Origin of the sequence: Mesorhizobium sp. M5C.F.Ca.IN.020.32.2.1, assembly GCF_004023105.1 — a bacterium.
Taxonomy (GTDB): domain Bacteria; phylum Pseudomonadota; class Alphaproteobacteria; order Rhizobiales; family Rhizobiaceae; genus Mesorhizobium; species Mesorhizobium wenxiniae.
In genome coordinates, this window is record NZ_RZSX01000149.1 from 1 (window position 1) to 9,424 (window position 9,424).

The window sequence follows — 9,424 nt, forward strand, 5'->3', positions numbered from 1 at the left end:
ACCGGTCCTGGCCCGTGATCTCTCGGCCGTTCGATCGTGCAGCCGGCGGCCCTTGCGCCGGCGAGCAGCCGTTCGACGCGTTCCGGCTTTTCCGGATTGGGTTTCTGCGCACCGCTGGAGAGGAATGCCTTAGGATCATGGCGCTTCTGTTCTTCGGCATAGAAGGCTTTCATCTTGGCTCCTCATCATCGGGTGCATCGGCGAAGGCAAAGAACGCGTCGCCGACGATTTTCTGCACCTGCTCGTAGCTCGACCAGGCAATGCCCAGTCTTTCGTAAAAGGCTTTGGCGGTTTCATTGTCGGTATCGACGGACAGCCTGAGGTAGACGCCGCCGTCCTCCCGGCATTCTCGCGCGACACGACGCAGCAGGCGTTCGCCGATCCTGCGGCCGCGAAACCGGTCCTCGACATAGAGGTCCTGCACATAGACGCCGGGCCGGCCCATCCAGGTCGAGAAGATCGGGAAATGCAGGCACAGGCCGGCGAACTCGCCGCCGACTTCCGCAATCAGCGTCGAGAAGGCAGGGTTTTCGCCAAAGCCGTAGGTGCGAAGGTCGTCGGCCGTAGAAGTGATTTCCTCGGGCGCGCCGATATGGGCGCCAAGCCGCAGGATCGCAGCATGGATGGTTTCGATGTCCTCGACGGTGCCGGGCCGGATGCGAATGTCTTTTGACGCTGGGTTGATCACGGCCGCATCTCAGAACGCCACCCGGTCGCCGCCCTTGAGCGCCAGCATCTCACGCGCCTCAGCGGGCGAGGCGACGTCCAGCGAAAGCCCGTCGAGCACGCTGCGGATACGGCGCACCTGGTCGGCATTGGACTTTGCCAGCTGGCGGCCGTCGTAGAGGCTATCCTCCAGCCCGACGCGGACATTGCCGCCCATCGCCGCCGCAATCGAGATCATCGGCATCTGGTGGCGGCCGGCGGCCAGCACCGAAAACTGATAGCTGTCGCCGAACAGTTTGTCGGCGATACGCTTCATATGGACCAAATTGTCGGGATCGGCGCCGATACCGCCCAATATGCCGAACACGAACTGGATGAACAGAGGTCCTGACACCAGCCCCCGGTCGCGAAAATGCGCTAAAGAATAGAGGTGGCCGACATCATAGCATTCGAATTCGAAGCGTGTGCCGCAGCCCTTTCCAAGTCTTTCGAGCACGGTCTCCATGTCGGCAAAGGTGTTCTTGAAGATCGTGTCGCGTGTCGCTTCAAGCAGCTTGGGCTCCCACTCGTGATGCCACTCTCTTGGCCGGTCGAGCATCGGGAACAGCGCGAAATTCATCGAGCCCATATTAAGCGAGCACATTTCGGGCTCGGCCCTGAGCGGTGCGGCCAGCCGCTGGTCGAGCGTCATCAGCGACGAGCCGCCGGTGGTGATGTTGATCACCGCTGATGTCGCCTGCTTGATGCGCGGCAGGAACTGCATGAACACATCAGGATCGGCGGTCGGCCGCCCGTCATTGGGATCGCGGGCGTGAAGATGCAAGATCGAGGCGCCGGCTTCGGCGGCGGCAATAGCCTCTGCGGCGATCTGGTCCGGCGTCACCGGCAGGTGCGGCGACATTGACGGCGTGTGCACCGACCCGGTGACGGCGCAGGTGACGATGACTTTTCGCGGCGCCATTTCAGCCTTCGACCGGCAGATCGAGCTCGCTGGCCAGCACCTGCAGCGAGTCGCCGATGATGGCTACGATTTCGCCGACCTGTTCCTTGGTAATGATCATCGGCGGTGCCACCATGAAATTGTCGCCGTCGAAGCCGCCCTTAACCTTTCGCCCATAGATGATCAGGCCGCGCTCATAGGCGAGGTCGAGCAGCCGCTGGGTGGCCTTCTTCGCCGGTGCGATCGGCCCCAGCGTATTGGGGTCGGCGACCATCTCGGCACCTAGGAGCAGGCCCTTGCCGCGCACGTCGGCGATGAACGGAAACCGCTTGGCCAACCCCTTCAGCCCGGCCATCAAAAGATCGCCCATGTCAGCTGCATTGGCGATCAGGCCGAGACGATCCATCTCGCTAAGCACGGCGAGCCCGGCGGCGCAGGCGAGCGGATTGCCGGCATAGGTATGGCCGTGCTGGAAGCCGCCGGAGGCGAGCAGCGGCTGCACCAGCCGCATCGGTGCCGCCAGCGCGCCGAGCGGCGCATAGCCCGAGCCGAGCCCCTTCGACAGCGCGACGATGTCGGGCTTGCAGTTCCAATGGTCGCCACCGAGGAATTGTCCGGTGCGGCCGGCACCGCTCATCACTTCATCATGGATGAGCAGGATGCTGTAGCGGTCGCAGATTTCGCGGATGCGCGGATAATAGCTGTCCGGCGCGACCAGCGCCGCGGTGGCAGCGCCGCCGACCGGCTCCATGATGAAGGCGAGCACGCTTTCCGGCCCTTCGGCAAGGATCTTCTCCTCCAGCATGTCGGCGTAGCGGATGCCGCGCTGCTCCATCGAGAGATTGTCGCGGTCGCGCCAGGCGGCCGGCGCCGGCACGGTCGGCATGACCTGCATCATCGGTATGAAGGTTTCGGCCAAGGCGTCGTCGCCGGTGACGGATAGCGAACCAAGCGTGCCGCCATGATAGGAGGGAAAGCGGGTGATTACCTTCCAGCGCTTGGGCTGGCCTGTCGCCACTGCCCACTGCCGCGCGAGCTTGATGCAGGATTCCGTCGCTTCCGAGCCGCCCGAGACGAAAAAAATGCGGTCCATGCCTTCGGGCAGCTTTCCGGCCAGCTCGCGCGCGAGCTCCTCGGCCGGCTCGTTCTCGAAATGCAGCCGGTAGGCGAAGGTTGCGCGGTCCATCTGCCGCTTCATCGCATCGAGCACGTTGCGGTTGGAATGACCGATATTGGCGACCATCGGTCCGCTCGATCCGTCGATGAAGCGGCGGCCATCCTGCGTCCAGATGTAGATGCCTTCGGCGCGGTCGACCAGCGGCCGGCGCAGACTGGACAGATAGAACAGATTCGATGGCGGGCGCGTCTCGGTGTCCGGGGCAGGGGTTTGGGACTTCAACATGTCAGGACTTTCCGAGATAGCGGTCGAGAACATTTTTGGTGACGAGCTCGACCATCGGGTCCTGCCTTAGCAGGCCGGCGACCCATTCGCAGCTTCCGGCGTGGAACACCTCGCCCTTGCCGCGCGGGAAATTGACGATCATGCCGTTGCCGCGCTTGACCTTGTCGAGATTGGCGTCGCTCGCCTCGCCGAACAGCGTTTCGGCGGTGAAGCGTCCGTCCTCGTCGCCGAGGAACTGGTCTTCGAACGGAATATCGGCGCTCTCCTCGACTTGGGCAGCCATGCCGACCGCGAGAATTTGCAGCCCGTCCGGTGCGCCGCTGTTGGGCGTAGGGTAGGGCAGTCCGCCTCGGATCTCGTGGTCGAGCCCGTCGACCTCATAGCCATAGACATGGCTGTCGGCGCCGAGCAGGTCGCCGTAGTAGATGCCTGTGCCGGCGAACGCCCAATGCTCCGGCCGGTAGACCGGAAAGCCGCGCACGCCGCGCGGCGCGCAACCGCCCCAGCCGGCGTAGAGGCCCCTCGTCGCATTGAGCCCGAAAGTCGAGGCGCCCGGCCGGCCAATCTCAGGTGCCTCCCAGGAGTTCGTGGCACGGGTCACGTCGCCGCCCCGATAGGCCGGATCCTCGGCGCGGGCGCGGTATTTGTAACAGACTTGCCGGCGGCCCTCGTCCTCCAACCTGGTCTGCCACATGAAATTGCCGGCGAAGCGCGCCGCATGGCCGCCGCGCTCGACATAGGCGTCGACAGTGTCGCGCATCTCCCAGGTCCAGTATTCGTCATGGCCGACGAAGACGACGCAGTCATAGCCGTCGAGGATTTCAGGTGAAAAATGCAATTCGTGCTGACTGGCGAGATCGACCCCATAGCCGGCACGCTCGGCAAAACGAAAGAAGTGGCTGTCATAGCTTGCCCAGCCGGACGAGGCGTATTTCTTCGAATGGCCGGTGGCGAAGGCCCATTCCATATGCGGATAGCGCGGCACGGTCTTGGGCGGCACGGCGACCTCGAGCGGCACGCGCGGCGCCTCGTTCGGCAGAACAACAAAACCGCGGCACCATGGCCGCTGCTTCGACACTATTGGGGCATACTGGTCGCGGTTCGGGCCGGTGATGCCTTCGTAATGATTGGAGCCACCCCACGTGTTGTAGGCAAGCCAGGTGCCGGTGGCTGCAACCTGCAGCACACGACCGCGTTTCTTGCCGGGCTGCGGGCTAACGATGAAAAGATGCTGGCAGCGGATCGGCTTGCCGTCGCGGCCGTCCGCCGTCAGCGTGACGCGGTAGGCTCCGGACGGCCAGTCGTCGCCGACCCGGAATTCAAACGAAGCGCCCCAGCCGCAGCCCACGACCGAACATTGGTCGGGTGTATCCTGCCAGCGCGCCGCGATTCCAGCCTTCTCGAACATTTTCGTTTCGGTGCCGCCGTCGCGGACGATCGACATGCTAAAGCTGGAGGCCGTCGAGCTGACATGCAGCACCACCGTCTCGTCCCGGCGGTACGAAAAACGGTCGCTGTAGCACCAGATCTCGCCGCGTTCGCCATCCATGCCCGGCCACTCCCAGTAGTGGCCGCGCACGGCTTGCCGGCGCTGGTGGGGCGTCAGTCCGAAATCGGGGAATTCGGTAGGAAGCTTCGTCATGAACGCCTGTGAAGGGTCGAACGCGTCATTTCGACCATCTGCCGGCCAACCGTCAATTGGAAACGATCGGGCCAGCGATGCTCACAGCCGGCCTTGGCCTTGCCTTCCAAACCGACTATCTCACAAAGGGTGGCCTTTTTCGCCACGGGAGCCGACATGCTGAGAGTGCAAAAGGTCAAGGTGGACGACATCTACGTGCCGACCGCGCGCAGGAAGACACTGCATCCCGAGACCGTCCGGCATCTGGCCGAAGACATTTTGGAAAACGGCATGAAGACGCCGATCCAGGTGCGCCACGACGGCAAGCGCCATGTCCTGGTCGAAGGCCTGCATCGGCTAGAAGCGGCGAAGTGGCTCGGCGAGACCGATATCGACGCCTATCTGGTGCAAGCCAAGCGCCACTAAGCTCTCATTCGGCGTTCGCCGGAATCGGCCTGGTGAAATTTTCGCGGACGCTGTCGGGCTGCGCGTTGCCCGCTCGTCCTTGAGACGGAAACCGGCATTCAAGCCAACTCTTTTGCAAGTGAGGAGATCATCATGACCACCAAGCTCGACATCGCCCCCGGCTCCGACCGCGAACTGGTTCTTGCCCGCATCATCGATGCGCCGCGCGAGAACGTCTATCGCTGCTGGACCGAGCCGAAGCTCGTGACGCAATGGTTCGCGCCCAAGCCGTGGACGACGCCGCGCGCCGAAATGGACGTGCGCAGCGGCGGCTCCAGCCTGGTCGTCATGGCGGGACCCGATGGTAATGAATTTCCGAACCCCGGCATCTTCCTCGAAGTCGTGCCGGGCAAGAAGATCGTTCTCACCGACGCCTATACGAAGGCGTGGGAGCCGTCCGAAAAACCGTTCATGACTGTCGTACTGACCTTCGAGGATGAGGGCGAGGGCAAGACCCGCTACATCGCCCGGGTTGCGCATTGGTCCGTCGCCGATCGCGAAGAGCACGAGAAGATGGGCTTTCACGAGGGCTGGGGCCAGTGCGCCGACCAGCTCGAAGAAGTCGCCAAGCGGCTTTGATATCAGCGGGACGGAAGGAGACCGACATGTCCAGAGCGATGTTTTTCGCCATTTTCGCCTCGGCTGCAGCGCTCTTCGCCGCGCCGGGCTCCACCAAAGCTGAGGAAGCAAAGCCCGTCATGACCACTGAAACGAAAGCAATGCCGAAGCCGGCGAAATCCGGCCTGCTGCCGATCAACGGCCTGAACTACTATTACGCCGTCTACGGCAAGGGCGAGCCGCTGCTTCTGCTGCATGGTGGTCTCGGCACCACCGACATGTTCGCGCCGATCCTGCCGAAGTTTGCCGAAAACCGCACCGTCATCGGCGTCGACCTGCACGGTCACGGCCGCACCGCGCTCGGCGACCGGCCGCTCAGCCTGGAGGCGATGGGCGACGACATGGCGGCGATCGTCAAGGCGCTCGGCTACGAGCAGGTCGATGTCATGGGTTATTCGCTGGGCGGCGGCGTCGCCTTCCGCATGGCCGTCCAGCATCCCGATGCGGTGCGCCGGCTGGTCCTGGTGTCGGCCGGCTATGCCTCGGACGGCTTCTATGCCGAAATGCGCGCCCAGCAGGCGCAGGTCGGCGCGGCGATGGCCGACATGATGAAAGACACGCCGATGTACAAGTCCTACGTGGCGGTCGCGCCGCATCCGCAGGACTTTCCGAAGCTGCTCGATCAACTGGGCGCCCATATGCGCAAGGACTACGACTACTCCGCCGACGTACCCAAGCTGAAGATGCCGGTCATGCTGGTTTTTGGCGACAGCGACATGTACCGGCCCGAGCATGAGATCAAATTCTATCAGATGCTCGGCGGCGGACTGAAGGATGCCGGCTGGATGCGCGAGAACCTTTCGCAGAACCGGCTGGCCATCCTGCCGAACCGCACCCATTATGACGTGTTCTTCGCGCCGGAACTGATAGCAGTCACTCTGCCCTTCCTCAATGGCGAGACCAAGGTCAAGACCTGGGACGAGGTCATCAGCGAATAACCACCTGACAGCGGCCTGCCCGGCCCATCTCCTGCGAGATGGCCGGGCAGGCTTATCCCTCTGAAGCCGGCTATAAGCCTTGGCAATCCCGACACACGTCGTGAGGGCCAATGGCATCTCCCGCATCACAGCCATAGATGGCCCTATCAAGGCTTTTCAATTGACGCTGCTGTGCCGGCAGCTATCTTGCCGACAATCTTCAGAAAGAGGGGCGCAGGTAATGGCGAAATATCAGGGTGGCTGCCTGTGCGGCGCGGTGCGTTACCGCACCAATGCCACGCCGATCAACGAGCGGGTCTGCCATTGCCGGCTCTGCCAGAAGGCGCTGGGCGCGGCCTTCAACGCACGTTCGCTGTTCCGCATCGACGACGTGACCATCGACGGGCCGGTGGCGACGGTGAATTCCTCGCCCGATCTCAAGCGCGGCTTCTGCCCGGGCTGCGGCACGACGATGTTTTCCCGGCGCGACTCCGCCGGCATCATCGGCGTGACCTCAGGCTCGCTCGACGCCCCTTCGGTATTCAAGCCGCAGATGCATATGTGGACCGCCTCGAAGCAGCCCTGGGTGCAGCTTGACGACGGCCTGCCGCAATATGAAGGCGCGCCACCCCCGAACTGAAGCACAGGCGAACTGAGCGCAAAACGTGCCCAATTTTTTCATCCGGGACACGAGATAGCCGGCAAAGCGTCATTGGCGAGCCATCATTGCCGCCTATCTATCACGTGCGGGTCGGCAGTCGAGGAGGCGACGGATGAAAGACAGAATCAACACCCTGGATGAGCTTTTGAGCGATCCGATGGTCAAGCTCGTGATGGAGCGTGACCGCGTACAGCCGGCCGAGCTTCGCTCGCTGCTTGAAGAAAAGGTTCGCCGGGATGATGCACCGGTCGTCAACGATCGCCCCGTCACCGACCGCTTCATACCGCCCGCTCACATGGTAGCCGAAAGCTGCCACAAGTTATGGCTGTGCGGCTAGGCAGCGGGCCTGCAGGCGTCGGCGATCCTTCTCGCCGTCTCCATCCTGCCGGCGTTTCCAAGCTCTCACCGCTACTGTGATAATGCGGGCGCCATGTATTCTGTTTGCCCAGCTCTCATCCTAACAATTTGATTCAAACTTTGTTGGCAATTTCTCGTTAGTAATCTGGATCGGTTGTCCGGCGGCGTTGTCTTGCCCTCGGTCTGTTGTGTTCTGCGTACAGGTCCAGATGCGGTTATCAGGCGTCGTCATCTTCTCGATCGCGTCACTTTGCCTTGCCGGCTGCACATCCACGTCCGGCGTCGACGCACTGCAAGTGCCATCCAGCGAGACGACCAGCTCCGTTGTGCGGCCGCCCGCGCCGGTGGCGTCGGTCGGTGCGGCCGATGCCGCACCCGACTTTGAGCAGGAAGAGGCGACGGAGCAGACTGTGGCGATGGCCACTCCAGAGCCTGCCGACAGCATCGAACCACCCGTCGAGCCGATTGCCCTGGTGGCGCCGAAGCGGCTGGCACGAGCAGCACCGATCCTCGCCGAGCCGGTCCAGCGCTACCGTTTTCGTGACGCCAAGCCGATCAATTTCGGCAAGGCCTCGCCCAGGCACCTCGCCGTTCACGGCGTCGACGTTTCACGTTGGCAGGGCAACGTGAACTGGGCAAAGCTGCGCGCGCAGGGCGCGAACTTCGCCTACATCAAAGCGACCGATGGCGGCGATCATCTTGATCCGATGTTCATGAAGAACTGGCGCAATGCCGACGCCGCCGGCCTCAAGCGCGGCGCCTACCATTTCTTCTATTGGTGCCGTACGGCAGGCGAGCAGGCCGACTGGTTTATCCGCAACGTGCCGAGGGTTGAGGGCGCCTTGCCGCCGGTGATCGATGTCGAGTGGAACGGCGAATCCAGCTGCAAGCGGCGGCCGTCGCGGCAAAAGGTGCTGGAGAAGATGCAGGTGTTCATGGACAAGCTCGAGCCCCACTACGGCCAGCGGCCCATCATCTACACCGCGCCCGATTTCTACCGCGACAATCTCAGAGGCGCTTTCCCCGACTATCCGTTCTGGCTGCGCGCGGTGGCACAGCACCCGTCAAAGGTCTATCCCGGCCGCAAATGGGTGTTCTGGCAGTATTCCGGCTCCGGCCTGTCGCACGGCGTGAGAGGCCGCATCGACCTCAACGTCTTCCACGGCGACGAGAGAGCCTGGCGGAACTGGGTTGGTGGGCGGCAGATGGTGGCCGAGGCGGAGTAGGGAGTTCCTTCCGGGGGAACTTCTTGCTGCTCGCGCCTGCGGGGTGCTGATCGCGGCCGCAGAAAGCCGCCATTTGAAGGCCCGCATGAGATGAATATCGACGGACCTGACCGCCTGTCTCAGAACTGTCATGGATCCGTCATCGCTTTGAAATGTCGTTCCCCCAAAGCAGGTGGCTTCCATTCGAACAGGAGACGCCACCCGTGCCCCGCCATTCCGCGCTTTTCGTCCTGACGGCAGCGCTTGCTGCCTCCGTTTCGCTGCCGGCCCATGCCGACATGATGTTCAACCGGGTCGCGAGCTTCGCCGTCGCCGGAAACCTCCCGGCGGACGTCGAGCAGACCACGCCGACTTCGTCCGAGATCATCACGCCGACCGAAGACGGCATGACGCTGGTCTATTCCGACAGCCCGCTCGGCGCGGTCGGCTTCATCGACATCACCGACCCCAAGGCGCCCAAGGCCGGCGGCATCGTCAAGATCGAGGGCGAGCCGACGTCGGTCGTGGTCATCGGCGGGAAGGTGCTGGCCGGCGTCAACACGTCGAAGAGC

General features: G+C 63.2%; 10 protein-coding genes and 2 pseudogenes. 7 read left to right on the top strand and 5 right to left on the bottom strand.

Annotated elements, in window-relative coordinates:
* The 5 genes and pseudogenes from EOA86_RS40105 to EOA86_RS10245 form a co-directional block, all read right to left on the bottom strand.
* Positions 1-173: pseudogene (locus EOA86_RS40105) on the bottom strand (histone deacetylase family protein); the annotation flags it as partial.
* Complete coding sequence (locus EOA86_RS10230) at positions 170-688, bottom strand: GNAT family N-acetyltransferase (protein WP_164891660.1); 519 nt, start codon at positions 686-688, stop codon at positions 170-172. The pseudogene EOA86_RS40105 and the gene EOA86_RS10230, both read right to left, overlap by 4 nt.
* A 9-nt stretch (positions 689-697) precedes the next feature.
* Positions 698-1,627, bottom strand: a complete 930-nt coding sequence (locus tag EOA86_RS10235; protein ID WP_128341504.1) for a 3-keto-5-aminohexanoate cleavage protein — start codon at positions 1,625-1,627, stop codon at positions 698-700.
* A gap of 1 nt (position 1,628) precedes the next feature.
* Positions 1,629-3,008: an aspartate aminotransferase family protein gene (locus EOA86_RS10240; RefSeq protein ID WP_128341506.1), complete on the bottom strand. Its 1,380-nt coding sequence runs from the start codon at positions 3,006-3,008 to the stop codon at positions 1,629-1,631.
* Between the two features lies 1 nt (position 3,009).
* Positions 3,010-4,650 (bottom strand): N,N-dimethylformamidase beta subunit family domain-containing protein, encoded by a 1,641-nt coding sequence (locus EOA86_RS10245; protein WP_128341508.1) that lies wholly within the window; start codon positions 4,648-4,650, stop codon positions 3,010-3,012.
* A gap of 156 nt (positions 4,651-4,806) precedes the next feature.
* On the opposite strand from EOA86_RS10245, the gene EOA86_RS10250 reads away from it, so the two are divergent.
* The 7 genes and pseudogenes from EOA86_RS10250 to EOA86_RS10280 form a co-directional block, all read left to right on the top strand.
* Complete coding sequence (locus EOA86_RS10250) at positions 4,807-5,055, top strand: ParB N-terminal domain-containing protein (RefSeq protein ID WP_065008163.1); 249 nt, start codon at positions 4,807-4,809, stop codon at positions 5,053-5,055.
* 132 nt (positions 5,056-5,187) lie between these two features.
* A complete protein-coding gene (locus EOA86_RS10255; protein WP_128341510.1) occupies positions 5,188-5,673 on the top strand; it encodes an SRPBCC family protein in 486 nt (161 codons plus the stop codon).
* Between the two features lie 26 nt (positions 5,674-5,699).
* Complete coding sequence (locus EOA86_RS10260; RefSeq protein WP_128341511.1) at positions 5,700-6,650, top strand: alpha/beta hydrolase; 951 nt, start codon at positions 5,700-5,702, stop codon at positions 6,648-6,650.
* A gap of 220 nt (positions 6,651-6,870) precedes the next feature.
* Positions 6,871-7,269: a GFA family protein gene (locus EOA86_RS10265; RefSeq protein WP_128341513.1), complete on the top strand. Its 399-nt coding sequence runs from the start codon at positions 6,871-6,873 to the stop codon at positions 7,267-7,269.
* A 133-nt stretch (positions 7,270-7,402) separates the two neighbouring features.
* Complete coding sequence (locus tag EOA86_RS10270; protein ID WP_029353718.1) at positions 7,403-7,627, top strand: hypothetical protein; 225 nt, start codon at positions 7,403-7,405, stop codon at positions 7,625-7,627.
* Positions 7,628-7,856: 229 nt separating this feature from the next.
* Positions 7,857-8,873, top strand: coding sequence for a GH25 family lysozyme (locus EOA86_RS10275; RefSeq protein ID WP_128341514.1), 1,017 nt, complete (start codon positions 7,857-7,859; stop codon positions 8,871-8,873).
* Positions 8,874-9,151: 278 nt separating this feature from the next.
* Positions 9,152-9,424, top strand: a pseudogene (locus tag EOA86_RS10280) (alkaline phosphatase); the annotation flags it as partial.

Coding starts and splice junctions, on each gene's coding strand:
- EOA86_RS10250 (WP_065008163.1), top strand. CDS start 4,807: ATGCTGAGAGTGCAAAAGGTCAAGGTGGACGACATCTACGTGCCGACC.
- EOA86_RS10235 (WP_128341504.1), bottom strand. CDS start 1,627: ATGGCGCCGCGAAAAGTCATCGTCACCTGCGCCGTCACCGGGTCGGTG.
- EOA86_RS10240 (WP_128341506.1), bottom strand. CDS start 3,008: ATGTTGAAGTCCCAAACCCCTGCCCCGGACACCGAGACGCGCCCGCCA.
- EOA86_RS10260 (WP_128341511.1), top strand. CDS start 5,700: ATGTCCAGAGCGATGTTTTTCGCCATTTTCGCCTCGGCTGCAGCGCTC.
- EOA86_RS10270 (WP_029353718.1), top strand. CDS start 7,403: ATGAAAGACAGAATCAACACCCTGGATGAGCTTTTGAGCGATCCGATG.
- EOA86_RS10245 (WP_128341508.1), bottom strand. CDS start 4,650: ATGACGAAGCTTCCTACCGAATTCCCCGATTTCGGACTGACGCCCCAC.
- EOA86_RS10275 (WP_128341514.1), top strand. CDS start 7,857: ATGCGGTTATCAGGCGTCGTCATCTTCTCGATCGCGTCACTTTGCCTT.
- EOA86_RS10255 (WP_128341510.1), top strand. CDS start 5,188: ATGACCACCAAGCTCGACATCGCCCCCGGCTCCGACCGCGAACTGGTT.
- EOA86_RS10265 (WP_128341513.1), top strand. CDS start 6,871: ATGGCGAAATATCAGGGTGGCTGCCTGTGCGGCGCGGTGCGTTACCGC.